This is a genomic window from Pseudoalteromonas sp. SG43-7, assembly GCF_014164295.1.
GTDB lineage: Bacteria > Pseudomonadota > Gammaproteobacteria > Enterobacterales > Alteromonadaceae > Pseudoalteromonas > Pseudoalteromonas rhizosphaerae.
In genome coordinates, this window is the sequence record NZ_JACJEY010000015.1 from 87030 (window position 1) to 111799 (window position 24770).

Annotated in this window: 25 protein-coding genes; 10 read left to right on the forward strand and 15 right to left on the reverse strand. The window is 41.5% G+C overall.

Annotation, left to right across the window (positions count from 1 at the left end):
• Positions 1-22 precede the first annotated feature (22 nt).
• From accB to cutA, 4 genes are all read right to left on the reverse strand, one after another.
• Positions 23-484 carry an acetyl-CoA carboxylase biotin carboxyl carrier protein gene (accB, locus tag H5200_RS09250; protein WP_182718926.1) on the reverse strand — a complete coding sequence of 154 codons (462 nt, stop codon included), beginning with the start codon at positions 482-484 and terminating at the stop codon, positions 23-25.
• A 33-nt stretch (positions 485-517) separates the two neighbouring features.
• On the reverse strand, positions 518-970 hold the full coding sequence (gene aroQ / locus H5200_RS09255) for a type II 3-dehydroquinate dehydratase (protein ID WP_145238079.1): 453 nt from the start codon (positions 968-970) through the stop codon (positions 518-520).
• A 227-nt stretch (positions 971-1197) separates the two neighbouring features.
• Positions 1198-3027, reverse strand: coding sequence for a protein-disulfide reductase DsbD (locus tag H5200_RS09260; RefSeq protein ID WP_182761363.1), 1830 nt, complete (start codon positions 3025-3027; stop codon positions 1198-1200).
• A complete protein-coding gene (gene cutA, locus H5200_RS09265) occupies positions 3027-3347 on the reverse strand; it encodes a divalent-cation tolerance protein CutA (protein ID WP_145238073.1) in 321 nt (106 codons plus the stop codon). The genes H5200_RS09260 and cutA overlap by 1 nt, the downstream gene beginning before the upstream one ends.
• A gap of 211 nt (positions 3348-3558) precedes the next feature.
• Here cutA and H5200_RS09270 point away from each other — a divergent pair, with 211 nt between their 5' ends.
• The 6 genes from H5200_RS09270 (at position 3559) to H5200_RS09295 (ending at position 7846) form a co-directional block, all read left to right on the forward strand.
• Complete coding sequence (locus tag H5200_RS09270; protein ID WP_182718924.1) at positions 3559-4035, forward strand: FxsA family protein; 477 nt, start codon at positions 3559-3561, stop codon at positions 4033-4035.
• 153 nt (positions 4036-4188) lie between these two features.
• Entirely contained in the window at positions 4189-4476 is a 288-nt protein-coding gene (locus H5200_RS09275; RefSeq protein WP_145238066.1) for a co-chaperone GroES, read from the forward strand.
• Between the two features lie 47 nt (positions 4477-4523).
• Positions 4524-6170: a chaperonin GroEL gene (groL, locus tag H5200_RS09280; RefSeq protein WP_145238063.1), complete on the forward strand. Its 1647-nt coding sequence runs from the start codon at positions 4524-4526 to the stop codon at positions 6168-6170.
• A gap of 178 nt (positions 6171-6348) precedes the next feature.
• Positions 6349-6762 (forward strand): nucleoside diphosphate kinase regulator, encoded by a 414-nt coding sequence (gene rnk / locus H5200_RS09285; RefSeq protein ID WP_145238060.1) that lies wholly within the window; start codon positions 6349-6351, stop codon positions 6760-6762.
• A gap of 237 nt (positions 6763-6999) precedes the next feature.
• Positions 7000-7398, forward strand: coding sequence for a VOC family protein (locus H5200_RS09290; RefSeq protein ID WP_149980488.1), 399 nt, complete (start codon positions 7000-7002; stop codon positions 7396-7398).
• A 250-nt stretch (positions 7399-7648) separates the two neighbouring features.
• Positions 7649-7846 carry a hypothetical protein gene (locus H5200_RS09295; protein WP_182740568.1) on the forward strand — a complete coding sequence of 66 codons (198 nt, stop codon included), beginning with the start codon at positions 7649-7651 and terminating at the stop codon, positions 7844-7846.
• Between the two features lie 45 nt (positions 7847-7891).
• Here the strand turns inward: H5200_RS09295 and H5200_RS09300 are convergent, their stop codons facing one another.
• The 10 genes from H5200_RS09300 to H5200_RS09345 form a co-directional block, all read right to left on the reverse strand.
• On the reverse strand, positions 7892-9784 hold the full coding sequence (locus H5200_RS09300; protein ID WP_259398528.1) for a methyl-accepting chemotaxis protein: 1893 nt from the start codon (positions 9782-9784) through the stop codon (positions 7892-7894).
• A 187-nt stretch (positions 9785-9971) separates the two neighbouring features.
• On the reverse strand, positions 9972-11462 hold the full coding sequence (locus tag H5200_RS09305) for an NAD(P)H-hydrate dehydratase (protein WP_182740567.1): 1491 nt from the start codon (positions 11460-11462) through the stop codon (positions 9972-9974).
• Positions 11463-11681: 219 nt separating this feature from the next.
• Complete coding sequence (gene speD, locus H5200_RS09310; protein WP_145238045.1) at positions 11682-12494, reverse strand: adenosylmethionine decarboxylase; 813 nt, start codon at positions 12492-12494, stop codon at positions 11682-11684.
• Positions 12495-12582: 88 nt separating this feature from the next.
• Positions 12583-12996 (reverse strand): OsmC family protein, encoded by a 414-nt coding sequence (locus H5200_RS09315; protein ID WP_145238042.1) that lies wholly within the window; start codon positions 12994-12996, stop codon positions 12583-12585.
• An 81-nt stretch (positions 12997-13077) separates the two neighbouring features.
• Positions 13078-13425 carry a DUF3802 family protein gene (locus tag H5200_RS09320; RefSeq protein ID WP_149980484.1) on the reverse strand — a complete coding sequence of 116 codons (348 nt, stop codon included), beginning with the start codon at positions 13423-13425 and terminating at the stop codon, positions 13078-13080.
• 140 nt (positions 13426-13565) lie between these two features.
• Complete coding sequence (astD, locus tag H5200_RS09325; RefSeq protein WP_145238036.1) at positions 13566-15035, reverse strand: succinylglutamate-semialdehyde dehydrogenase; 1470 nt, start codon at positions 15033-15035, stop codon at positions 13566-13568.
• Between the two features lie 15 nt (positions 15036-15050).
• Positions 15051-16067 (reverse strand): arginine N-succinyltransferase, encoded by a 1017-nt coding sequence (gene astA, locus H5200_RS09330; protein WP_145238033.1) that lies wholly within the window; start codon positions 16065-16067, stop codon positions 15051-15053.
• A gap of 88 nt (positions 16068-16155) precedes the next feature.
• Complete coding sequence (locus H5200_RS09335; protein ID WP_149980483.1) at positions 16156-17361, reverse strand: aspartate aminotransferase family protein; 1206 nt, start codon at positions 17359-17361, stop codon at positions 16156-16158.
• Positions 17362-18057: 696 nt separating this feature from the next.
• A complete protein-coding gene (locus H5200_RS09340; protein ID WP_145238027.1) occupies positions 18058-19218 on the reverse strand; it encodes an HDOD domain-containing protein in 1161 nt (386 codons plus the stop codon).
• Positions 19219-19275: 57 nt separating this feature from the next.
• The gene (locus tag H5200_RS09345) at positions 19276-19857 is read right to left on the reverse strand and encodes an aminodeoxychorismate/anthranilate synthase component II (protein WP_145238024.1); all 582 of its coding nucleotides are present in this window, start codon (positions 19855-19857) and stop codon (positions 19276-19278) included.
• Between the two features lie 268 nt (positions 19858-20125).
• Between H5200_RS09345 and H5200_RS09350 the strand changes: the two genes are divergently transcribed.
• The 3 genes from H5200_RS09350 (at position 20126) to glpD (ending at position 23590) form a co-directional block, all read left to right on the forward strand.
• Positions 20126-20371: a YdcH family protein gene (locus H5200_RS09350; protein ID WP_145238021.1), complete on the forward strand. Its 246-nt coding sequence runs from the start codon at positions 20126-20128 to the stop codon at positions 20369-20371.
• 175 nt (positions 20372-20546) lie between these two features.
• On the forward strand, positions 20547-22049 hold the full coding sequence (gene glpK / locus H5200_RS09355) for a glycerol kinase GlpK (RefSeq protein ID WP_182735544.1): 1503 nt from the start codon (positions 20547-20549) through the stop codon (positions 22047-22049).
• A gap of 47 nt (positions 22050-22096) precedes the next feature.
• The gene (gene glpD / locus H5200_RS09360) at positions 22097-23590 is read left to right on the forward strand and encodes a glycerol-3-phosphate dehydrogenase (protein ID WP_182758809.1); all 1494 of its coding nucleotides are present in this window, start codon (positions 22097-22099) and stop codon (positions 23588-23590) included.
• Positions 23591-23597: 7 nt separating this feature from the next.
• Here the strand turns inward: glpD and H5200_RS09365 are convergent, their stop codons facing one another.
• Positions 23598-23996, reverse strand: a complete 399-nt coding sequence (locus H5200_RS09365; RefSeq protein ID WP_145238012.1) for a thioesterase family protein — start codon at positions 23994-23996, stop codon at positions 23598-23600.
• A 31-nt stretch (positions 23997-24027) separates the two neighbouring features.
• Here H5200_RS09365 and H5200_RS09370 point away from each other — a divergent pair, with 31 nt between their 5' ends.
• On the forward strand, positions 24028-24732 hold the full coding sequence (locus tag H5200_RS09370) for a 2OG-Fe(II) oxygenase (RefSeq protein WP_182761364.1): 705 nt from the start codon (positions 24028-24030) through the stop codon (positions 24730-24732).
• Positions 24733-24770: the final 38 nt, after the last annotated feature.

The following is a 24770-nucleotide window of genomic DNA, read 5'->3' on the forward strand; positions in this document are numbered from 1 at the left end:
GTTGGCCTTTTAGGTTGCGCTATTATTCAATGATGAATAAAGGTTGATCAAATTCTACTGGCTCGCCATTTTCAACTAAAATCGCTTTCACTGTGCCCGCTTTATCTGACTCAATTTGGTTCATCATTTTCATCGCTTCGATGATACAAAGCGTATCACCTACTTTAACTTGTGAACCCACTTCTACATATGAAGGCGCTTCAGGAGAAGCTGCTTTATAGAAAGAACCTACCATTGGCGATAATACTTGATGGCCAGTAGGACCGGCAGGTGCTGCCGCTTCTACGTTTGCAGCAGGTGCAGCTGTAGGGGCTGGAGCCGGTGCTGGAGCGTACTGTGGTGCATAATGTGGAGCGTAAGCAGGACCTGCACTCATATTATTACGATTGATACGTACTGATTCTTCACCTTCGGTGATTTCTAATTCAGCAATACCTGATTCTTCTACTAGTTCAATTAGTTTTTTGATCTTGCGAATATCCATGAACGACCCGCCTGTTAGTTTGTTAGTTTAAAATTAATTCGAGTTTTGCAACCGATTGACCGCAGCTTCAAGTGCTGCGCGATAACCCATTGCGCCTAATCCACATATCACGCCCTGCGCCACATCAGAAAAATATGAATGATGACGAAACGCTTCCCGCGTGTGCACATTAGTTAAGTGCACTTCAAAAAACGGGATATCAACAGCCAGTAACGCATCACGTAAAGCCACGCTTGTATGCGTAAATGCCGCTGGGTTGATAATAATGTAATCAATGACCTGCCATGCACTATGTATGTGCTCAATTAAAGCTTGCTCACTATTACTTTGAAAATGCGTTAGCTCAACATCTAGACCATGCGCAAACTCAGTTAGTTCGCTCATAATCTCACTCAGTGTTTGTAAACCGTATTTTTCTGGTTCACGCTTACCCAGCATGTTTAAGTTAGGGCCATTTATAACTAAAAGTTTAAATTTTGCAGCCATAATACGCGATAATCCTATAAATAATGAGTTAAGCCATTTTGATTAGAAATCCCCGCAAAATGTAGAGGGGAAAAACTAAAATAGCAAGTATTTCTCACGTTAACCACCTATTATAGCCAGTTCGATGTAAATAGCAGCAAAATACTGGTCTAATCACTAGTAGCCACCACAAAAACAAAAACGCCACTCATATAAAGTGGCGTTTAAAATAGCGGTGCGAAAAATGTTTATTTAGCGCTATTTCTCACTTTTGCTAAATGCTCAGCAAAGTCCTTGGCATTTAAAAAGCCCGTCACACGCTGTGCTGCAAGCTCTTCACCTTGTGTATCAAAAAACAAAATACTGGGTAAACCAAATACCGAAAACTCTTCCATTACAGCAATTGTTTTATCATCACTTTCGGTCAAATCAATTTTTAACAACTCAAAGTTTGCAAACTCACCTTGTACTTTAGCGTCAGGAAAAGTGTATTTCTCGAACTCTTTACACGCAACACACCAATCTGCATATAAATCGACCATCACTAAACGACCATCACTGTTTGCATCATTTATTGCTTGTTTGAGCTCAGCTAAGTCAGCAACTAATTTAAAGCCGCGCTCTTGTTGCTCGCCATTTGCGGCACTAACAACTTGCGCTGTTGGCCATATATAGTTTTTAGTTAAGCTCACACCGCTAACAACTAATAACGTTGCAACAAACCACAATGCAGTTTTTAACTTACCTTGTGTTTGAGCGCTCTGCCAATGATGTAAATACAAGGCCGTTGCTAATGCTAATAAGCCCGCCATAAGTAATATGATGTCTGCATCGACAATACGTTCAAGCAAGATCAATGGCACTACCAGCATGATAAAACCAAACAGGGTTTTAACTTGTTCCATCCAGCCGCCTGCTTTTGGCAATAATTTACCGCCAGAGGTGCCTAATAACAGCAGCGGAATACCCATCCCTAAACTCAGCACATACAAAGTTAAGCCGCCAACTAAATAATCGCCGCTTTGCGCAACAAACAATAGCGCAGCTGATAACGGTGCGGTGGTACAAGGTGAAGCAATTAAACCCGATAAAACCCCCATTAAAAACACGCCAATGTAGTTGCCGCCTTTTTGATTATTACTTACTTGTGTGAGCTTATTCATCATGCCGCTAGGGAGCTTTATTTCGTACCAACCAAACATCGACATAGCGAGTAAAACGAATAATAAACTGAAACTAATCAATACATATGGGTGCTGCAAATAACCTTGCACTTGACCACCAAGTGATGCAACCACAAGGCCCAGCGCCGCATACGTAACGGCCATACCCTGCACATAAACAAAAGAAAGCGCAAAAGCTTTTTTAGTGGAAAGATTTTTTTGTCCTGCAATTAGGCTCGACAAAATAGGAAACATCGGAAATACACATGGCGTAAATGCCAAGCCAATACCGACCAAAAAGAAAATCGCTAAGTTCGCTAACAAACCTTGCGAGGCCAGTTTTTCAGTAAAGTTTAATTCTTTTTCTAAGTCATCTTCTTGCGTTACAACATCTTCTGTAGCAGCCGCTGATTCAGCGCTAAGCGCAGCTAATGCATTGCCTGCTGTTGCATTATCAGTTGCAGGGGTTTCACCGGCAATCATACTCAATGGAATGGTGATGATCTCTGGCGGGTAACATAGTCCTGCTTCAGCACAGCCTTGATAACGTACTTTAATTACGCCACCCTCAGCTATATTACTTAGCTTGCTGATCACGCTCAGTGAATCAAAAAACACTGCTGTTTTGCCAAAGAACTCATCTTCAATGATCACGCCTTTACCAAGATCAGGCACTTCAATATCAGCACCTTTACCAATAATTTCTAGCTTCTTTTTATATAGGTAATAACCTGGCGCAATATCCCAACCAATAAAAAGAGTGCTGCCTTGCTGATCAAAATCAAATGAAAATGCCTGATCAACAGGTAAAAATGTTTGCTCTGCGGGCTGCAGCAAATCACTTAATAAATTATTAGTTGCAGCCTGTGCTGGCATTAACGACAGCGCACAAAGCAATAAAAAAAAACAACGCATTAATTAAGTACCTCATCCATCCAATTAAAATAGGCTAAATTGCCAGTGGCCACATCAATAACCTGTATTTCAGGAATTTCATAACTATGTAATTGCTTGATAGTTTGAATCAATTCATTCATTTTTTCTGACTTTGTTTTAATTAATAATTTACACTCGGTTGCATAAGCAACCTCTCCTTGCCACATATAAACAGATTCCACATTTGGAAGAATGTTCACACACGCAGCTAATTTAAGCTTAACTAATTGCTCAGCCATGGAGCGTGCCTCACTTACATCTGCGCAAGTGGTAAAAATAAGTCGAAAATGAGTCGTCATATTGAACCTTTGATTGATTGCTCTGCCCAATGCCATAGTAGCTGATAGCTAAGGCAAAGTGTAGTTAACCTAAACTGCGGATAATAAATCGCTTAATCAGAGTTCAGGCTATTTAGCCAACACAGCTTTACCACTAGCCTTGAAAAAAGACCTGATAACCCATATTTATATTTCATCAACTCAACTGAGTGATCACTATTTAGAGAGCCTTATGTTTAGATTTTTGTTTTTATTATTTATTCTCGTGCCAATTATTGAAATTGCGTTGTTAATTCAAGTAGCTGATGTAATTGGTGGATTCGCCACTATTGCACTGGTTATTGTAACCGCAATATTCGGCGCAAAATTAGTTAGAACACAAGGTATGGGCGCACTGCAAAATGTGCAAACACAAATGGCGCAAGGGCAAATGCCAGCCAAAGAATTATTTACCGGTTTATGTGTGATTATCGCCGGCATATTATTGCTAACTCCAGGCATTATGACCGACGTATTCGGTTTTTTATTATTGACCCCGGCCATTCGCAATAAACTAGCTGCAGGCCTTGCTAGTCAAGCAACTGTGCGTATGAGTGCAGGCATGCAACAAGGTCCAACAGCATTTAATCAGCACACTCATGCAGAGCCAGAACCTCGCAAAATGAGTGAGCCGACCACTATTGATGGTGAGTACGAGAGAAAAGATTAAAAATTTTAATTTTTATCACTTGGGTTTTGAAGCAATACCCCCATTACTGAGTACAACTAAATCAATTGCCTTGAACCACAGGGTTTAATGCAAACTGGTACATATAAAGCTTTTTTCTGTCCTGTTCAGAAACTGTTAGGAGAACTAAATAAAATGAACATTCGTCCTTTACATGATCGCGTGATCGTTGAGCGCCTAGAAGAAGAAACCAAATCTGCTGGCGGTATTGTATTAACTGGTTCTGCGGCTGAGAAATCAACCCGCGGTAAAGTTATTGCAGTGGGTAATGGCCGTACTCTAGATAACGGTGATGTGAGAGCATTAGAAGTTAAAGTCGGTGACACTGTGTTATTCGGCTCATATGTTGAAAAAGCTGAAAAGATCGAAGGTCAAGAGTACCTGATCATGCGTGAAGACAATATTTTAGGCATTGTAGGCTAAAGCTACTTTTCGTTTAACAAACATTCAGAATTCAGAGGAAATTAATCATGGCAGCAAAAGAAGTACTTTTTGCAGGTGACGCACGCGCTAAAATGCTAGCTGGCGTAAACATCTTAGCAAACGCAGTTCGTGTAACTTTAGGTCCTAAAGGCCGTAACGTAATCCTAGACAAATCATTTGGCTCTCCAGTGATCACTAAAGATGGTGTATCAGTGGCAAAAGAAATCGAACTTGAAGACAAGTTTGAAAATATGGGCGCACAAATGGTTAAAGAAGTTGCATCTAAAGCAAACGATGCAGCCGGTGACGGTACAACTACTGCAACAGTATTAGCACAGTCAATTGTAAACGAAGGCTTAAAAGCGGTTGCTGCGGGCATGAACCCAATGGACCTTAAGCGCGGTATTGATAAAGCAATCATCGCAGCTGTTGCTGAGCTAAAAGAACTTTCAGTACCATGTGCCGATGCAAAAGCAATCGCTCAAGTGGGTACTATTTCAGCTAACTCTGATAAAGAAATTGGCGACATCATTGCAGAAGCAATGGAAAAAGTAGGCCGTAATTCAGGTGTAATCACTGTTGAAGAAGGTCAATCACTTGAAAACGAACTAGATGTTGTTGAAGGCATGCAGTTTGACCGTGGTTACTTATCTCCATACTTCATCAACAACGCAGAAAAAGGCGCTGTTGAATTAGATAACCCATTTATTCTACTTGTAGATAAAAAAATCTCTAATATTCGTGAGTTGCTACCTACATTAGAAGCCGTTGCTAAAGCAAGCAAACCATTACTTATCATTGCTGAAGACCTTGAAGGCGAAGCACTAGCTACTCTAGTTGTTAACAACATGCGCGGTATCGTTAAAGTATCAGCAGTTAAAGCACCTGGTTTTGGCGACCGTCGTAAAGCAATGCTACAAGATATCGCAGTATTAACTGGTGGTACGGTTATCTCTGAAGAAATCGGCCTGGAACTTGAAAAAGCAACAGTTGAAGATTTAGGTACTGCAAAGCGCGTAGTTATCACTAAAGATGATACAACTATCATCGATGGTGCAGGCGAAGAAGCTGGCATCAACGGTCGCGTTGCGCAAATCAAAGCACAAATCGAAGAAGCAACATCAGACTACGATAAAGAGAAACTACAAGAGCGCATGGCTAAACTTGCCGGCGGTGTTGCGGTAATCAAAGTAGGTGCTGCTACTGAAATCGAAATGAAAGAGAAAAAAGACCGCGTTGAAGATGCACTTCATGCAACTCGCGCTGCGGTTGAAGAAGGCGTAGTGCCTGGTGGTGGTGTTGCACTAGTACGTGCAGCAAGCAAACTTGTTGATTTAGTTGGTGACAACGAAGATCAAAGCCATGGTATTAAAGTAGCACTACGTGCTATGGAAGCACCACTTCGTCAAATCGTTACCAACGCAGGTGACGAAGCGTCTGTTGTTATTAACGCAGTTAAAGGCGGCACGGGTAACTTCGGTTACAACGCAGCAACTGGCGAATACAACGACATGATTGAAATGGGTATCCTAGATCCAACAAAAGTAACGCGCTCTGCACTACAATTTGCAGGCTCGATTGCTGGCCTTATGATCACCACTGAAGCAATGGTAGCTGAAATCCCAAAGGATGAAGCTGGCGGCGCTGATATGGGAGGCATGGGCGGCATGGGTGGTATGGGCGGCATGATGTAATTCATCGCCTAACCATCTAGCTAAAATAAAAACCCAGCTTCGGCTGGGTTTTTAGCTTTAAGAGCAACGATAAAGTAGCAAATAAAATGACTCCAGCGTATTGCAGTGCTTTTTAACTGTATGCCAAAACCATACTCAGAGTTAATTTTATTTATAAGACATAATTAAGGATATTAAGATGAATAAAAAGCCTGAACTGATCATCTCGTCACTCGATGCTGATAGATTGTATGATTTAATGGAATCATTACCAGCAGGAAGCTTTGCTGGCGAAAAAGAACTTGAAGCTGAACTTGGCCGCGCAACAATCGTTGAGCCAAAAGATGTGCCTTCGACAGTGGTTACTATGAACTCAACGGTAAACTTTATTGTTGAATCGACCCAAGAAGAATTCACTAAGACCTTAGTGTATCCAAAAAATGCTGATGCAAGTGCTGATAAAATATCAATTTTAGCCCCTGTTGGTAGCGCCTTACTTGGTCTATCGCAAGGTGATGAAATTGAATGGCCAAAACCAAGTGGCGGTCTCATAAAAGTAAAAATAAAAGCAATCACTTATCAGCCAGAACGAGCCGGTGAGTTACATCGATAATATTTAGTGTTATTAAAAACCCAGTGAAAGCTGGGTTTTGTTTTTAAAGATAATAAGTTTAAAACCTAGCGCCAGCCACACGTAAGTCCAGATTTATCGGGAAAAGCTTTCTGACTGAAGTCAGATCTACTGATAAATCTAGCACCGCACTTAACGTACCAGTCTTTTGTCCTCGGGTTATATTTTCTTATATGCTAAAAAGCATCTTTAAGCACTGCATTATTTCAAGTTAGGACAATGACAAACATAAAACAGCATATAGGTAGCATGGCATTAGTTGTAGGGAATTATGATGATGCGATTGCATTTTACACTCAAAAACTGGGGTTTGATTTAATCGAAGATACTGATCAGGGTAATGGTAAACGCTGGGTATTAGTATCACCACCGAACTCTAATGGCACTAATTTATTACTCGCACAAGCAAGTACTCAACAGCAGTTAGAGGCTGTGGGCAACCAAACTGGCGGCCGAGTGTTTTTATTTTTACATACCAATGACTTTTGGCGAGATTATGAATTAATGCAAAAAAATGGCGTTAACTTTAATGAACAGCCCCGCGTAGAAGAATACGGCACCGTTGTGGTATTTGAAGATTTGTATGGTAATAAATGGGACTTACTACAATTAAATTAAAAGCAGTCAGTGAGAGGTCACTAATCGCGATAAATCACAACCTACTGGCTTAATATGGAACCTCTGGTTGACTTGATATTGCTCAATTAACCCTCATTAACTAACTATTAGTAACCATATTAAACACAAATGGATTTATTAGATAAGGTCAGTCTTGGAACATTACTGCTGCATTGGCTTGTAGTGAGCATATTATTGCTGATTGTGTTTTGGGCCATGATGAAAATTATTGCTGATTGTGTTTTGGGCCATGATGAAAATTGTCGCTTGGGGTAAAACCATGTCACGAGGGGCTTTTTTATTTTTGTCGTTCTTTGCGCTTATTTCGTTATTCCCTATTCCACCCCCGCAACTTGAGAATGTACAAAAAGCCAAACAAGAGCAACGTAAACGCAAAGAAGACTCCGGCGATCCACCAGAAGAGGACGAAGGTGAAGCATCGCGCTGAGATTCTCAGCTAACGATGCTTGAAAAACACTATCAATGAATCACATTATTGCTGACTAATTTGATATAAACGCTGTGCTTGGCTATTTGAATCTTTGCTGACGCTACGAAATTCTTCAGCATCACTGGCATTTTGCACAGAGATCTCACGAATTCGCTCTGCCAAGTTTTTCACATTTTCGGTTACCTGTGATTGCTCTTCAGTCGCTACGGCAATGCTTGATGAACGCTCTTTAATATCATTAAACGCGGTAACAATACTTTCATACTGTGCACGTGTTGTTGCTGAGCGCTCGTTCACTACTTCAGAGTATTCACGGCATTGCCCAATAACGTTAACCCCTCGACTAGCGGCTTCTTGCAATTGGCTGATCATGGTTTCAATCTCGCCAGCCGATTGCTGAGTACGATGTGCCAAGGTTCTAACTTCATCAGCCACTACCGCGAAACCACGTCCTGATTCACCTGCTCGAGCGGCTTCAATGGCAGCATTAAGCGCAAGTAGATTAGTTTGTTCTGAAATATTCATGATCACATCAAGCACCGAGCCCACTTGTTTTGAGTCTTGTGCAATCCGTGAAATGGCATCTGATGATTCCGTTAATTTATCAAATAATAACTGGATTGATTCGGCATTCTTCTCAATAACATCAAAACCAGAATTCACTAAATCAGCTGATTGCGTAGTAATATCTGCAACGCTCAAAACATCTTGTGAGGCTGATGAGGCTGCTATCGACATTTCATGAATTGCCTCAGCCAACATGTTGTTTTCTTCCATCAACTCTTGGGTACGAATTTGGCTGTTATTACTTAAGGTATCCATCGCTTCAGCGTTGTTTTTAACCGCAGCGGCTTCTGCTTGGATCTGTTCTAAAATCTTAATCAGATGATCGCCATAATCATTAATCGCTTCGCATAAGTGGCTCATTTCATCACTTCCGCGCACCGCCAGTTTTGAATTCGTGCGACCTTGCACCAACATTCTAACTTGCTCTGTGGTGGTGTTAATTTGCTGCACCAGGCGATTACCAAAAATCAGTAATACTGATACAAAAGCGAGAATAAGGGCGATAAATGAACTGTATAAATAATAAGTGAGGGTGTTAACGGTTTTCTTGGCAATTGCGGCAGGAATAATAACCCCGGAGCGCCAATTTTGCTCTGCCAATGAGTAAGTTACTAAAATAGATTGGTCATTATTAACCACACCACTGGCAAATTCAGCAACAGTTGTATTACTGTTTTGCAAGGCGCTGACCAACGGCTTTAAGCTACTGTCTTTACTGGCAACCTGAGTAAGGCTCATCATTGCTAAATTAGTATTGCGTATCGATGGAATCGATACCAGTTGCTCGGCGCTATCTAAAATAAAGTTATAGGTGCCCGTAGCATTGTTCTCTGCGATCAATGAGCTTTCGATAGATGCCAGTTCAACGTCTAAAGTGGCAACCCCCCAAAATTGGTTATCACGGATTATTTTCACGGAACAGGTAACCATCGGTACATTCGATACCGTGTCTACATAAGCTTCGGACCAAACGCACTCACCCCGATTAGCGTTAATGGCATTTTTATACCAGGTTTCTTGTTGATACGCGCTGCTGTCGGGCTGGTTATAATCATCTAAAAGTTTATATTGGCCATTACCTGTTTTCGCCCAGAAAAGAGATGCCTTTGCTGCTGAAGGCAGCATTTTATTCGGCTCAGGCCAAATACCACCACCCGCAATACCTTTGCCACTTGCAATCAAAGGAGCAATATTTTCAATAAAGGCCGCTTGCTGCAATGGCAAAGTCTCGGCTACCACGGCTAAGCTTTGCGTTAAGGTGGCACTTTTAGCTAAATCTTTTGCTAACGATTCGCCGATCACCTTTGCTTGTAATTTTGCGCTGGATATAGCGTCATTTTTAATGATTGGCGTAACAACTAGCTGCATTATTCCTGACAGAATAATTAAAGCAAACAACAGCAGCAGAAAACTCCCTAGGTACATTTTTTTTTGTATCAACATCTTCTTTTTACCTCAGTAGTAAATAATAGCCGCGCAAATTAGAGTATAGGGACTGTGCTGTATTTAGCAAAACGAGTTCCTAAAAATAGTGACCAAAAAGTATATTTAACCGCTATTTACCATTAATGAGCTGCCTGACAATCGCAAATAAATCACTTGGCAACATGCCGCGCTCCCCTTCGCGTTCTGCCAAAATATCGGCTGCTTTAGCGTGCAATGTCACACCGTAACATGCGGCTTGATCAACAGCGAAACCTTGAGCAAGTAACGCACCTATGATGCCGGTAAGCACATCACCACTGCCACCAACGGCAAGCGCTGGATTACCATTTTCGCACAACCAAGTTTGCTGCCCGTTGGCGATCAGGCTACCCGCGCCTTTCAGCACACTGGTACTGGTATAACGTTTAGCTAAATCCGTAGCAGATTGAAAGCGATTTGCTTCAATCTCAGCAATTGAAACTTTCATTAGCCGTGAGGCTTCACCAGCATGCGGGGTTATTATGCAATTTTTAAGGCGATACTCTAAAACATGCTTAGCCAACAAATTTAAGCCATCAGCATCAATAACTAATGGTAAATTATTTGCTAAGCAATATTGTATAACCTGCTCAAATGCGATTTGCGCCCAACTATCCTGACCAAGACCTGGACCAATAATGACACAATTTGCCCATGCAAGGGCTGCGGATAAACTGTCGCAACTGACCATTAATTCAGGGCGACCACTACTAACGACTTGTACACTGCTTTGATGAGTATAAACACGCACCATTGCAGCACCTGTACGAAGTGCTGCTTCACTTGATAAACGAATGGCCCCGCTAGTACCTTGATTCCCACCGACGCATAACAGCTTTCCGTGGTTCCCTTTATGGCTATTGCGACTTCGTGCAGCAAGTGGTTTGAAACTAGTGATATTGATAAGTGTTGCGCTAGCATCCACTAACTTGGTAAATGATTCTGCGATCCCTAAATCATTAAAAATGATTTTTCCTGCAGCACTTCGCCCGGCACCGGTTACTAAGCCTTGTTTAATCCCCACAAAAGTAACGGTAATAGTAGCCTGAATAGCGATGCCAAGTGGCTGCCCGGTGTCGGCGTCTATGCCTGAAGGTAAATCAATTGCCACTATTGCGCTAGGTTGCGCGTTGGCATCTTCAATCATCGTTAAAAATGGCCGACGAACTTGACTATTAATTCCGGTACCTAACAAACCATCAATAATAATATCGGCATTATTGAGACGACCTTGCGTGTAACTTTCAACTTCGCCCCCCAATGCTTGCCAACGTTGCTGAGCTGTAAGCGCATCCCCGGTGAGATGTCTACTGGTATCGGCTGCAAGTACAATGACTTCTTTACCGGCTTGCTTGGCAAGGCTTGCCACAATATAGCCATCGCCCGCATTATTACCATAACCGACCAGAATAAAGTAGCGCTGAGCATTCGGAAAATGCTCGATACACTGAGAGAATACCGCATGCCCTGCGCGCTCCATCAAAGTGAACATGCTAACGCCTGCTAAGGTCGCTGCTTTTGCTTCGTGCTCCCTCACCTGCTTTGCCAAAAATAGTTGCTGTGCTAGGCCTTGATTCTGCATATTGATCCATAATAGAAGACGGGCTGTTTACTTAGACTATTAGCCACAGCTGCTAGCGTCAAGGAATGTCGTCACCAACATTTTCAGGCTAATTTAGGAGATATACTTAGGAAGGATGGTGTTTTCGTTTGCTTTTGTTGCTGCATTTAGCAACTTTAATAAAAACGGCGCGCAATTTACATTGCGCGCCGTTTTTTAAAACTTACTAATTAAGTGAGTTTATTCTGCTTCCGGCAGGTTACGGCCGTAAAAAATTTCTTGCATTTCACGTGTTAATTTAGAACGAATTGCTTCTTCTTCGTCTTCAGATAAATCACTCGTAGTAACACCAAATAAATAAGTATTTAGGTCTGTTTCTTTTAGCATCATCTTAGTGTGAAACAAGTTTTCTTGATACACATTCACGTCCATCATTTGGTACGCTTCTTTGGTATCTTCGGTCATGTAGTTTTGAATTGAGTTGATCGCGTGATCGATATAGTGCTTAACACCATCTACGTCACGGGTAAAACCACGCACTCGGTAGTCAATTGTTACAACATCTGACTCTAAGCTATGAATTAGGAAGTTTAACGCTTTTAATGGCGAAATAATGCCACAGGTTGATACTTCGATATCGGCACGGAAAGTACAAATACCATCATCAGGGTGAGCTTCAGGATAGGTATGAACGCAGATGTGGCTTTTATCTAAATGAGCAACAACTGTTTCAGGTAATGGTCCTGGTGCTTCATCAACTTCATAAGTTTGCTGCTGCTCAATTGGCTCTTCTGAGATCAGAATTGTTACACTAGCACCTTGAGGATCGTAATCTTGACGCGAAACATTTAAAATATTCGCACCGATAATGTCTACTACTTCACCTAAAATATCGGTTAGTCGATCAGCACTGTACTGTTCGTCGATATATTCAATATATTCTTTACGTTGTTGCTCAGTCTTTGCATAGCAAATATCGTAAATACTAAAGCTTAAACTTTTGGTTAAGTTATTAAAGCCATGAAGTTTAATTTTATCGAAGGGTTTGTTCATGATAAACCAACCTATAAACAAGTGAAATCTGCCAGAGCAGAATGAAAAGTTCGCGGATTTTATACGAATTTCACCTCAGGAAAAAGCGTTATTTTCCCTGTTCTTGTATAACTTCGTGTGTGTGGGTAATTTCTACTGTTTTATCAAGCATTAATGCTACTGAACAATACTTCTCTGCAGATAGTTGAACGGCACGCGCAAGGTGCTTTTCTGAAACGTTATCGCCAGTCACAACAAAGTGTAAGTTAATCTTAGTGAATACTCGCGGAGCGGACTCTGCGCGTTCAGCACTCAGTTGCACTTGCACATCTGAAAACTGTTGTTTAGCTTTTTTTAGAATACTGACTACATCAACCGATGAACAGCAGCCAACTGACATTAATACCATTTCCATTGGGCTTGGTGCGGCGCTATCGCTACCAGCATCAAACACAACATTGTGACCAGAATTAGAACGCCCTAAAAAAGTATCGCCTTCAACCCATTTCACATTCGCTTGCATTTTATTACTCTCAAAGAAGTTATTTCCTTGATTGTAAGGAAGTCACACGCAGTTGCAAATTAAAAACGATAATTGGAATGATCAGGCACTTTCGACAACTGCGCTATCAAAGAGGTTTTTTACCAATGCGGCAAATTCATCGATAAATGCATGTTGCTCTATTGTCACTTGATTACTGGTGACGCTGCTGAGGACTTCTTGTAAGTCGTATACAATGCCATCTACTTCACGCACGATTTGACTACGTTGTTCAGTAGAAAGCTCTGTGTGTTGCTGGCATAACAACATGACATTTTCAGCAATATCATCTTCTATTAGCTCCATAATAGTAGGAGCGCCTGGTTTTATTTCGCCGGACTTCTCAAATAATGCTAAATTTTGAGTAAGATACATGATGAGGTCATCATATCCTTGCCTATCTAAAACCATAATTATCCACACCTAATTAAAACGACTGTATTGATTTAAGCAGAAAGCGCTTTTAATTGCTACCTTTGAGCATTAACCAATACAAAAAAAGCAGCCTTGGCTGCTTTTTTAGTTATTTATTACTATTTGACCAAAATCGATTAATCGATTTTTAAGCCAGGGCTTAATGTTGCTGGCATTGCTACTTTTTCAAGTTCAACAGAGGCAACTGGGTATGCGCAATAATCAGCTGCATAGTAAGCACTTGCACGATGATTACCTGATGCACCAATACCACCAAAAGGAGCTGCACTTGAGGCACCGGTGATTGGGCGGTTCCAGTTAACAATACCAGCACGGATACGACGTAAAAAATGGTCGTAATCTGCCGCATTATCACTGAGTAAACCCGCAGACAAACCAAAGCTGGTATCGTTGGCTTTATCAATCGCACTATCAAAATCTGTAAAGCGGAATACTTTTAATAGTGGACCAAAGTGCTCTTCATCTGGGAAGTTAGCAACATCTGTACACTCAATAATACCAGGCGTTACAAAACCTGTATTTTCAGTATGCTTAAGCTCAACCAATACTTCAGCACCAAGCTCAACGAGTTGTTGCTGTGCTTTTACCATACCAGCGGCCGCAGCTGATGAGATCATCGAGCCCATAAACGGTTGCTCTACATCATCGTAGTTGCCCACTTTGATGGCTTTAGTCGCGGTAATTAAACCGGCTAAAATAGCATCGCCTTGCTCACCTGCTGGTAAAAACAGCTTGCGTGCACAGGTACATCGTTGGCCACTTGAGATAAATGCTGATTGAATAATATCGTGAATAACGGCTTTAGTATCAGCAACATCAGTAATAATCAGTGGATTGTTACCACCCATTTCTAATGCTAAGATTTTACCTGGTTGACCGGCAAACTGCTCATGCAGAATATGGCCTGTGCGTGATGAACCGGTAAAGAATAAGCCATCAATACCTTTGTGAGCAGCAAGAGCCTTACCTGTGGCTACTTCGCCTTGTACTAGGTTAATAACCCCTGCTGGTAAACCTGCTTTTTCCCATAACTTAAGCGTTAGCTCAGCAACAGCTGGAGTTAGCTCCGATGGTTTAAACACCACGGTATTGCCCGCCAAAAGTGCAGGCACAATATGGCCATTAGGTAAATGACCAGGGAAGTTATAAGGGCCAAATACCGCCACTACACCATGTGGTTTATGGCGGATCATTGCACGACCTTGCGGCATTGGGTTTTCTACGTCGCCAGTGCGCTCTAAAAATGCTTTTTCAGAGATAGCTATTTTACCGACCATAGCACCCGCTTCAGTGCGAGTTTCCCATAACGGCTTACCCGTTTCTTGGGCTATTACAACAGCAAGCTCTTCGCTGTGCTCTTTTAGGGTTTCGGCAAAAGTTTTTACAATCGCTAAACGTTCTGCAAATGATTTATCAGCCCAGCTATAAAATGCTGCACGCGCAGAGTTAACAGCGGTGTCTACTTGCTCACTGGTGGCTGAGTTTGCTTGCCAAATAATTTCGTTATTGGCTGGGTTTACTGAATTAAATGCATCGCCTAGGCCTTGCGACCATTGACCATTAATAAATTGTGCAGGATGAGTCATGTACTTTCTCCTAAATTATATACGTGTTGCGGTAACTATATCGCCAGCTTGTAAGTGCAGTGCATCGGCCATTGCCTGTGGCAAAGTCAACTCAGAGCTTGTTTCATCAAGGTTTAGTTGTGCAACGGTTGCTCTAAAATCATTGAGTTTGTCATTCGCTAGCATGATAGCCGTCTCGCCGCTGTTTTCACCGATTTTTACGGTAAAGTTTTTGGCATTACGAATAGTTGCAATATTATCTACTTTTGCTTCTACCGTTGGGCCAGCATCAAAAATGTCAACGTAGCCATTAAAGGTGAAGCCTTCTTTTTTCAGTAGTTCAATCGCAGGGCGCGTATTATTGTGCACCTTGCCGATCACGGCTTGCGCCTCTTTACTTAATAAGTTGACGTAAATTGGGTACTTTGGCATTAGTTCAGCAATAAACACTTTTTGGCCGATACCGGTTAAGTAATCAGCTGTTGGAAAATCCATCGAGAAAAAGTGTTCTTCTAACCATTGCCAAAATGGACTACTGCCGTGTTCGTTAGAAACACCGCGCATTTCTGCAATTACGGTTTCAGCAAAGCGTTCTTGGTGCTGCTTGATAAACATAAAACGTGCTTTTGAAAGCAGCTTACCGTTATTATTTTTACGGTAACCATCTTTTAAAAACAGCGTACAAAGCTCAGTTGCTCCAGTGTAATCATTACACAAGGTTAAAATATCAACCGCTTTATAAACATTCAATGTACGAGATGAATGAATAGCTTTACTTAAATGATAGTGATAAAACGCATCATCTAAACCAACCGCAGCTTCAATTGCTGAGGTACCGACTACTTCACCTGTTTCGCTATCTTCAAGAACAAACAAGTAACCTTCATCACCCGGATGAGATGCACTTTTTGCGAATGAGCTTATTGAATGAGCTATCTTCTTTTGTAATAACTCTTCGTTATTAGGTAAAGAGGTAAAACCATGTCCTGATTCGTGGGCAATTTTCAATAAAGCTGGGTAATCACATTGCTGGATTGGGCGAAGGATCATCATGAGTCCGCTTGCTCCCTTATAAATAACGGTAAATTAAGAATATTAGGGCAAGCTTGCTACTTGCCCTTATTATGATTAGAGGTGTTGATTAACCGTTCACAACGTTGGCTACGGCTTTTTCAAAGCGCGCCATCCCTTCACGGATATCCGCTTCAGGGATCACTAAAGATGGAGTAAAACGCACCACATCGGCACCCGCGACTAACGACATCACACCCTCAGCGGTTCCTGCTACTAAAAACTCTTTAGCACGACCTTTAAACTGCTCATTAACCACAGCACCAATTAATAAACCTTGACCACGAATTTCCGAGAAAACGTTGTACTTATCGTTAATTGCAGTTAGTAATTCATTAAACAATGCTGACTTTGCTTTTACGCCAGCTAATACTTCTGGTGTATTCACAGTATCAAAGGCTGCTTCACCAACAGCACATGCCAACGGATTGCCGCCATAAGTAGAACCATGAGTACCGACTTTAAGGTGCTTAGCAATCTCTGTCGTGGTGATCATTGCACCAATTGGAAAACCGCCGCCAAGTGCTTTTGCAGTAGTTAAAATATCAGGTACTACATTTAACCCTTGGTATGCATAAAGATCGCCAGTACGACCGACACCAGTTTGTACTTCATCAAAAATAAGTAATGCGTTATGTTTAGTACATAACTGGCGTACACCTTGAGCAAACTCGTCAGTAGCAGAGATAATGCCGCCTTCACCTTGTAATGGCTCCATCATTACCGCACATGTGTTATCAGAGATTAGTGCTTCAAATGCGGCTAAATCGTTATAGTCACAATGTACGATATCTCCCGGCTTAGGACCAAAACCATCAGAGTAAGCAGCTTGACCGCCCACGGTTACAGTAAAGAATGTACGGCCATGGAAACCTTTATTGAAAGCGATGATTTGCGATTTTTGCTCACCAAAATTTTCAAGCGCAACACGACGCGCTAATTTTAGTGCGCCTTCATTTGCTTCTGCGCCTGAGTTGGCGAAATATACTTTTTCAGCAAATGTAGCATCTACCAATTTTTTAGCTAAACGAAGTGCTGGCTCATTAGTCATTACATTTGATAGGTGCCAGATTTTTTCGCCTTGCTCTTTTAATGCTTTAACCAATGCTGGATGACAATGACCTAGACAGTTAACAGCGATACCACCGGCAAAATCGATATATTCACGACCTTGCTGATCCCATACACGTGAGCCTTCGCCACGAACAGGAATAACGCTTGAAGGTGCGTAGTTAGGAACCATTACTTGATCAAATAATTCGCGATTGACTGTCATTTTATATCCTCTTAATTGTGATCCCACAGAAAGTTTAAAAAATAGGCTTGATGATAGACTGTTGTACCATCTCCTTTGGCGTAAATCAGCATAGCTCACATCGCCAAAAAATACTCTCTGGTTCAATTTTCAGATAATCATTATTTCAGAGTTTTTCGTTATTGTCTCTTATAAAACTTTCATGTAGCCCTTGTTATTAAAGGCTTTGAGATATAATTTCAGAGATAGTGAATAACTATCTGAATAACGAATTATGGGGTTGTTTATTCTATATCGCTGCCCCACCACCCACCAGGCAGAGCTTTGCAAGATAAAATATGGGTAAGAGTAGATATTAATGATGAATGAATAGTCGTAAAAAAATTAACAAAAAATTTATGAAATAAGGGCGTGTTGACCTTTCAGGATTAAAATTTGTTCAAATTAGGGGCGATTTAATCACGGCGCGAGATTTGTAACCTAGTGGGCTAAGTAAAAATTGAGCAAAGCTTCCGCGTCCTGCTCACGCCCCTTACTTACATCCATGTAAGTAACAAAGAGTTAATCGCCCCTAGGAAGAACCCTTCGGGCAGCGCGTGTTTGGCATTGATGCTGCGTTATCGCCTATTTATGGGGAACAACCACACTACATAGGCTCTGCCTTGCCTAAATACCAAACACACTGCTGCAAATTCAACCTCGAAAGATAAACACGCCCTAGTCAATTTTAATATGAAAGTGCTGCAAATTGGTTTTTTCAAGCTGCTCTAGTTCCTGTTTTGATAACCCAACGTAATCAAACCAGAGTGATTTTTCATCACTTTCCACCAGCTGATGTTCGCTCAAAGTAACACATTGACTATAACAACGTGCCTTTTGCATTAACATCGCTAATGGCAATAGTGAATCCCCTTTGGACACACCATTAATCAACTGCGATAACACAGCATTAAAAGGTAAATACCGAAACGCCATTTTATCAATCACCGTCGCCGTGACTTTTAGCGCATGCTGATTAAGTAAAGTACTTAAAAATAACGGATCAGGTTTTAACTCTAACAATGCGGTGTGAAGATCTTTATGTTGGTCTTCTCGGGCAAGGGTTACTTTGCGCTGCCACACTCGTTCGAATGTACGTAAATAGAGTCGAATCAAAGCTATCTTGCCAACATCGAGTAACATACCCAAAGTAAATGCATGTACTTCATTAATACCATTGAGCTTAGCCAACTCTTGCGCCGCAATCGCGCAAGCCATTGAGTTATCGCGTAGGCGACGCTTCAATAATGGAAATGGTTCGGTGCTGTGTGGCATCCAATGACGTACCGCAAAGGTAGGCACTACAAACTGTAAGTTGTCTAAACCAATATAACGCAGAGCTAAAGAGGGATTATCAACTTTTACCGAAGTATGTTTATTGCGCTGCGCGCGATAATAAGGCAAATTCACAAAAGCAACTAACTCACGTCCTAACCAAGTTAAATCTTTAACTAATGGCTCAAGGCGCCCTACCGATGCTGATTTTACCGCAAGTATGTCTAAAATCGCGGGGACATTATCTTCAATACCAATGGTTTCATGTAGTACCGTATCAATATCGGCTAACTGCTTGTTCATGGCGGTATCAATAACTTGATGTAACTGCTGGCTGGCTTGAGCGCGGTACTTATGATGCGAAGTACTGGAGAGTTTACGTATTTTTTGCGCAGCAACTTCAACCTCAAGTAAGGTGCGCTGCTTCATCGCCTCACCATAATTTATATCTAGAGTATGAATATAGCCAATTTGACGTTGCGCAAAGCTATGTCCAAGCAACAAATCATGGGCTCGTTGCTCTAATGCCTTAGCTGTCCTTTGTTGGCGTATTTCATCTGTCATTAATAGTTATCTTTTATAAATAAATTAAGGGAAGCTACTACGTTTGTTAGCATAAGCCTAGAACCGAGTTAAAAAGTTAGCAAGTAATTCAAGTCCTCGCTGCGTTAAAATTGCCTCTGGGTGAAATTGTACCCCCTCTAACGCTAAGCTATTATGAACTAAGCCCATTATTTCATCTAACTGGCCACTTTCAGTTTCGGTCCAAGCGGTGATCTGCAACTCATCAGGAATGCTATCTTGTTCAACAACCAACGAATGATAACGGCAAACTGTTAATGGATTTGGTAAGCCGGCAAATACACCTTGATTAGCATGATAAATTGGCGAGGTTTTACCATGCATCACTTGCTTTGCCCTAACAATGTTCGCACCTAGTGCTTGTGCTATTGTTTGATGACCTAAACAAATACCTAAAATTGGAAATTGACCTTTTAATTGCTCAACAAGCTCCAAAGATATACCCGCTTCATTTGGTGAACATGGGCCGGGAGATATCACGATATGCTTAGGGTTTAACTGGGCAATTTGACTAACCGAGATCTCATCATTGCGCTTTACTAGCACCTCTTGATCTAAACGTTGAAAATACTGTACCAAATTGTAGGTAAACGAGTCGTAGTTATCGATCATTAAAAGCATGTAATAAAGCACTCAAAATAGAAATTGTTTGCAGGCAACTGCCTGCGTTCATATTCTAACTTAAGCCCGCACGAGTGTCAGTGTTTTGTATTCAGGCAAAGGGAAATTACTTTAATAACGATAATACTGAGCTTGATGTTGATTTATTTTAAATCAGCCCAAGCTCTATTGTATTGGCAAAACGCCTCAGAGCATTTAATTTGACTAAAACCCATGCGTGTTTATCTATCGAGATTAATATGTAACACGCTTTAATAAGGAGCGACCTATGTTAGGCGAAGATCATTCATTAACTAAAGATTTCCCTGAATACCAAAGCACTATCACTAAGCTCAACACTGATAATGAAGAGTTCGCGGCAAGGGCAAAGCAATACAATGCAATTGATAAAGAAATCCGTGTCCTGGAGTTACAAGATGCCCCTATTGATGATGAAGCAATGCATCAATTAAAACACGATAGAATGGCATTAAAAGATTGGCTCCATCAGCAATTAGCTGATGCTGCCAACTAATAATTATATTATATATATCTGGCGCTTATTTAAAACTAAGCGCCAGCACTGAGCCTTAACTCCCTTTCACTCATCCTATTTGCCTAAAATTACATCCATTATGGTGCAAAAGCATTGCTATTCGTTTAGCTTATAGACAAGCTATCTTTATCTAAGTTAAATAACATTATATTTTATGTGCAAATACATACTCTCGATTGACCAAGGAACGACGAGCTCTCGCGCCATCTTATACACCAAAGATGCCGAGGTTTTTGGCACAGCCCAACAAACCTTCCCGCAGCACTTTGTGCAAAATGGTTGGGTTGAACACGATCCTGTAGATATTTGGCAAACCGTATTCGCGAGCGTTAAAAACGTATTGGCGCAGCAACGGGTAACGGCTGCCGACATTATTGCCATAGGCATTGCTAATCAACGAGAAACCACCTTAGTGTGGAGTAAAAAAACCGGGCAACCTATTTACAACGCGATTGTGTGGCAAGACCGACGCACTAGCCAGTACTGTGATAGTTTGCGCGATGCTGGGCACAGTAAAATCGTCAATGATAAAACCGGCTTATTACTCGATCCGTACTTTTCTGCCACCAAAATTCGTTGGATCTTAGATAACGTCACTGGCGCTAAAGAGCAAGCACAAGCAGGTGAGCTGGCGTTTGGTACGGTAGACACCTACTTACTATGGCAATTAACCGATGGTAAAGTACACAAAACCGATGCAACCAATGCCTCTCGCACATTACTGTTTAACATTCACCAGCAATGCTGGGATGAAGACTTACTCGCCTTATTTGATATTCCAGCCTCGATGCTACCTGAAGTAATGGACTCAGCGGCTGACTTTGGTGTTACTAGCAGCGAGTTATTTGGTGGTGAAATTCCAATTAGCGGCATAGCGGGTGATCAGCAAGCCGCTTTAATTGGCCAAGCTTGTTTTGAAGAAGGTATGGCAAAAAGCACCTACGGAACAGGCTGTTTTTTAATGCTTAACACCGGCGATAAAGCACTAAAGTCAAACAATCGCTTATTAACCACCATCGCATATAGACTTAACGGCAAACCTACGTATGCCATTGAAGGCAGTATTTTTATGGCAGGTGCCACCATGCAGTGGATTGTAGAGGGCTTGAAATTATTAGAAAGCGCGGGAGAAAGTGAAGCCCTCGTCAAAGGTGTTCCCTTAGATCATGGGGTATTTTTAGTGCCCTCTTTTACAGGTTTAGGCGCTCCCTATTGGGATGCCAATGCCCGAGGTGCTATTTTAGGGCTTACTCGAGATTCAGGTATTAGTACGATTGTCGCTGCAGCTTTGCAATCAGTGGGTTATCAAACTAAAGATTTACAAAAAGCGATGGAAGGGGATGGCTTGCGCCCCAGCATCTTGCGCGTTGACGGCGGTATGGCTAATAATAATTGGGCTATGGAGTTTTTAGCTAATATTTTAGGTGCGAGTGTTGAGCGCCCCACCTTAACCGAAACCACCTCGCTTGGCGTCGCCTATTTAGCAGGCCTGCAAAGTGGTGTTTATGAATCAACAGCGCAACTAGCAACTATGTGGCGATGTGACCGCCGCTTTGAGCCAACTATGAGTAGCTTTGAGCGTAACGATTTATATGCAAAATGGCTACATTGTATTGCGCAAGTGACGCTTGCTAATAATCCGCAGAATGACGGCTAATCGCGTTAATATAATCTGGCATTAACAACTAACTTTAAGGTTCACCCGTGCAGTTACTCGATAACGAATATGATTTACTTGTCATTGGCGGTGGCATTAATGGTGCTGGTATTGCAGCAGATGCAAGTGGTAGAGGCTTGAAAGTATTATTGTGTGAGCAAGACGATTTAGCCTCAGCCACCTCATCAAACAGCAGTAAGCTTATTCATGGCGGGCTGCGCTATTTAGAGCACTATCAATTTAGGTTAGTAAAAGAAGCATTGCTAGAGCGTGAAGTGTTATTAAAAAAAGCACCGCATATTATTTGGCCGCTCTCGTTTAGGCTTCCTCATCAGTCACATTTGCGGCCGCCATGGATGATCCGCCTAGGATTATTTATTTACGACCATCTAGGAAAACGAGACACGCTACCCGCTTCCAAGTCGATTATTTTCACAAAAGACAGTGTGCTAAATGCATCAATTACACAAGGGTTTGAATATGCTGATGGCTGGGTAGATGACGCGCGTTTAGTGATCTTAAACGCCCTTGCCGCCGAACAACACGGAGCAACCATAGCAACACGTACTCGTTGTATAAAGGCACAGCGCAATATTGAACATTGGGATGTAACTCTAGCGCAACAAACGACCCAGCAGCAACTACAAATCAAAGCCAAATGCATTGTTAATGCCGCAGGCCCTTGGGTTGCTTCATTGTTTGATAATGTATTTATTCAGCCATCACCACAGCATATTCGCTTAGTCAAAGGCAGCCATATCGTGGTGCCACGTATTCATGACGAGCCATGTGCCTATATTCTCCAAAATGAAGATCAACGTATTGTTTTTGTCATTCCCTTTGAAGATGACTATTCTCTCATTGGCACTACTGATGAAGAATATACCGGCAATATTAAAGATGTAAAAATTAGCAAACAAGAAATTAGTTACTTAATCAATATTACTAATCATTACTTTAAAACTCCGATTGAAGCGACTGATATAGTACATACATTCAGTGGCGTACGGCCATTACTCGATGACCACTCAGCAGATGCTCAAGCTGTAACCCGCGATTATAAGCTGATATTAAATAATGATGATAATCAGGCTGCTTTGTTAAGTGTGTTTGGCGGAAAAATAACTACTTATCGAAAACTGGCAGAAAATGCTGTGGACAAACTCGCGCTATTTTATCCTCATATGACTGAAGCGTGGACAAAAAGCGCGCCGTTACCAGGCGGAGATTTTAGTGAAAAAGCGACGTTAATAACGCAACTACAAGTAAAATATAATTGGTTGCCTGAGTTATTATTAAATAGGCTGGTACGCTCCTATGGCACGCTAACTAATGCACTGCTAGGTAATTGCAGTGCATTGGCTGACTTAGGTTGTCATTTTGGCCATGGTCTATACGCTCAAGAAGTCGATTACCTAATTAACAACGAGTGGGCAAAAACCAGCGATGACATATTGTGGCGTAGAACAAAGCTCGGGCTATGCTTTAGGAAAGCGCAAGTCACCGCTTTAGATAACTACTTGCGCACCTTAAATTACTAACTACACATTAAGAAGCTGCAATAAAATGCTCATTTAAGGCTGCTTTTTCAACACGAGATAAAGCTTGCTTAGCTTTAGCGGCAAAGTCGTAACGTACCAGCACTGTTTTACCGATTGCGCAGCATTTATCTTGCTGCCATGCCTCTTGGCGAAGCACAAATGAGCTGCTGCCAATATGCTCTACCGATGTTTTAATACTTACTTCATGCGAGTAAAACAACTCACCTACAAACGACACCTCAATTTTAGCAATAATAAGCTTCCAATCGTGAGGATTTAAATCGGGGGTAAAAAATTTAAAAATAGGTGCACGTGCGGCTTCAAACCAAACAGGGAGTACGGTATTGTTGATGTGTCCGAGTGCATCCGTTTCGCTAAAGCGCGGCATCACTTTTTCAGTAAACATAATAATCCAATAATAATTAAACAGGTAACTCATGACGGACTTTATCCGCGTGTATGACAACGCGCTCAGTAATGACTTTTGCGATAACTTTATCACCATCTTTTCGCAAAGCCCGCATATAAAACAAGGGATGACATCAGGCGGCATAGATCTTAATAAAAAAGATAGCCACGACTTACACTTAAACAATCATCCTGAATACGCTGAGCAATTAAAACATATTCAACAAACTACTGCACAATATGTTTTTAACTACATTGAAGAACATATTTTTATAATGATTGGGGCGTTTGGTTTAAAAGTGTACCACCCCCAAACAGGACAACCTGTTGATTTAACGCAAGCTAATTTTGACGAGGTAGGTAAACCGCAATTACCTTTATTGGTACAGAAAATTTTTCGACTCGGTAATATCCAAGCGCAAAAATACGAAGTTAACAAAGGCGGCTACCCGTATTGGCATAGTGAAGTGTACCCACAGTTACACCATAACGAAGCACTGCATCGAGTATTGTTATTTATGTTTTATTTAAACGATGTTGAAGAAGGCGGTGAAACCGAGTTTTATTATCAAAATCGTAAGATAGCTCCGAAAAAAGGCACTATGGTGATTGCCCCAGGCTACTTTACTCATACTCATCGCGGTAATAAGCCAGTATCGAATGATAAATATATTTTAACATCGTGGGTGCTATTTAACCGCGCAGAGCAAATATACGGGCAGCCACAGGCCTAAGCGGTAAGCGGTAAGCGGTAAGCGGTAAGCGGTAAGCG

Bases quoted from the DNA above. Each gene is read 5' to 3' on its own strand.
- accB (WP_182718926.1), bottom strand. From the start codon at position 484: ATGGATATTCGCAAGATCAAAAAACTAATTGAACTAGTAGAAGAATCA.
- aroQ (WP_145238079.1), bottom strand. From the start codon at position 970: ATGGCTGCAAAATTTAAACTTTTAGTTATAAATGGCCCTAACTTAAAC.
- H5200_RS09260 (WP_182761363.1), bottom strand. From the start codon at position 3,027: ATGCGTTGTTTTTTTTTATTGCTTTGTGCGCTGTCGTTAATGCCAGCA.
- cutA (WP_145238073.1), bottom strand. From the start codon at position 3,347: ATGACGACTCATTTTCGACTTATTTTTACCACTTGCGCAGATGTAAGT.
- H5200_RS09270 (WP_182718924.1), top strand. From the start codon at position 3,559: ATGTTTAGATTTTTGTTTTTATTATTTATTCTCGTGCCAATTATTGAA.
- H5200_RS09275 (WP_145238066.1), top strand. From the start codon at position 4,189: ATGAACATTCGTCCTTTACATGATCGCGTGATCGTTGAGCGCCTAGAA.
- groL (WP_145238063.1), top strand. From the start codon at position 4,524: ATGGCAGCAAAAGAAGTACTTTTTGCAGGTGACGCACGCGCTAAAATG.
- rnk (WP_145238060.1), top strand. From the start codon at position 6,349: ATGAATAAAAAGCCTGAACTGATCATCTCGTCACTCGATGCTGATAGA.
- H5200_RS09290 (WP_149980488.1), top strand. From the start codon at position 7,000: ATGACAAACATAAAACAGCATATAGGTAGCATGGCATTAGTTGTAGGG.
- H5200_RS09295 (WP_182740568.1), top strand. From the start codon at position 7,649: ATGATGAAAATTGTCGCTTGGGGTAAAACCATGTCACGAGGGGCTTTT.
- H5200_RS09300 (WP_259398528.1), bottom strand. From the start codon at position 9,784: ATGCAGCTAGTTGTTACGCCAATCATTAAAAATGACGCTATATCCAGC.
- H5200_RS09305 (WP_182740567.1), bottom strand. From the start codon at position 11,462: ATGCAGAATCAAGGCCTAGCACAGCAACTATTTTTGGCAAAGCAGGTG.
- speD (WP_145238045.1), bottom strand. From the start codon at position 12,494: ATGAACAAACCCTTCGATAAAATTAAACTTCATGGCTTTAATAACTTA.
- H5200_RS09315 (WP_145238042.1), bottom strand. From the start codon at position 12,996: ATGCAAGCGAATGTGAAATGGGTTGAAGGCGATACTTTTTTAGGGCGT.
- H5200_RS09320 (WP_149980484.1), bottom strand. From the start codon at position 13,425: ATGGTTTTAGATAGGCAAGGATATGATGACCTCATCATGTATCTTACT.
- astD (WP_145238036.1), bottom strand. From the start codon at position 15,035: ATGACTCATCCTGCACAATTTATTAATGGTCAATGGTCGCAAGGCCTA.
- astA (WP_145238033.1), bottom strand. From the start codon at position 16,067: ATGATGATCCTTCGCCCAATCCAGCAATGTGATTACCCAGCTTTATTG.
- H5200_RS09335 (WP_149980483.1), bottom strand. From the start codon at position 17,361: ATGACAGTCAATCGCGAATTATTTGATCAAGTAATGGTTCCTAACTAC.
- H5200_RS09340 (WP_145238027.1), bottom strand. From the start codon at position 19,218: ATGACAGATGAAATACGCCAACAAAGGACAGCTAAGGCATTAGAGCAA.
- H5200_RS09345 (WP_145238024.1), bottom strand. From the start codon at position 19,857: ATGCTTTTAATGATCGATAACTACGACTCGTTTACCTACAATTTGGTA.
- H5200_RS09350 (WP_145238021.1), top strand. From the start codon at position 20,126: ATGTTAGGCGAAGATCATTCATTAACTAAAGATTTCCCTGAATACCAA.
- glpK (WP_182735544.1), top strand. From the start codon at position 20,547: ATGTGCAAATACATACTCTCGATTGACCAAGGAACGACGAGCTCTCGC.
- H5200_RS09365 (WP_145238012.1), bottom strand. From the start codon at position 23,996: ATGTTTACTGAAAAAGTGATGCCGCGCTTTAGCGAAACGGATGCACTC.
- H5200_RS09370 (WP_182761364.1), top strand. From the start codon at position 24,028: ATGACGGACTTTATCCGCGTGTATGACAACGCGCTCAGTAATGACTTT.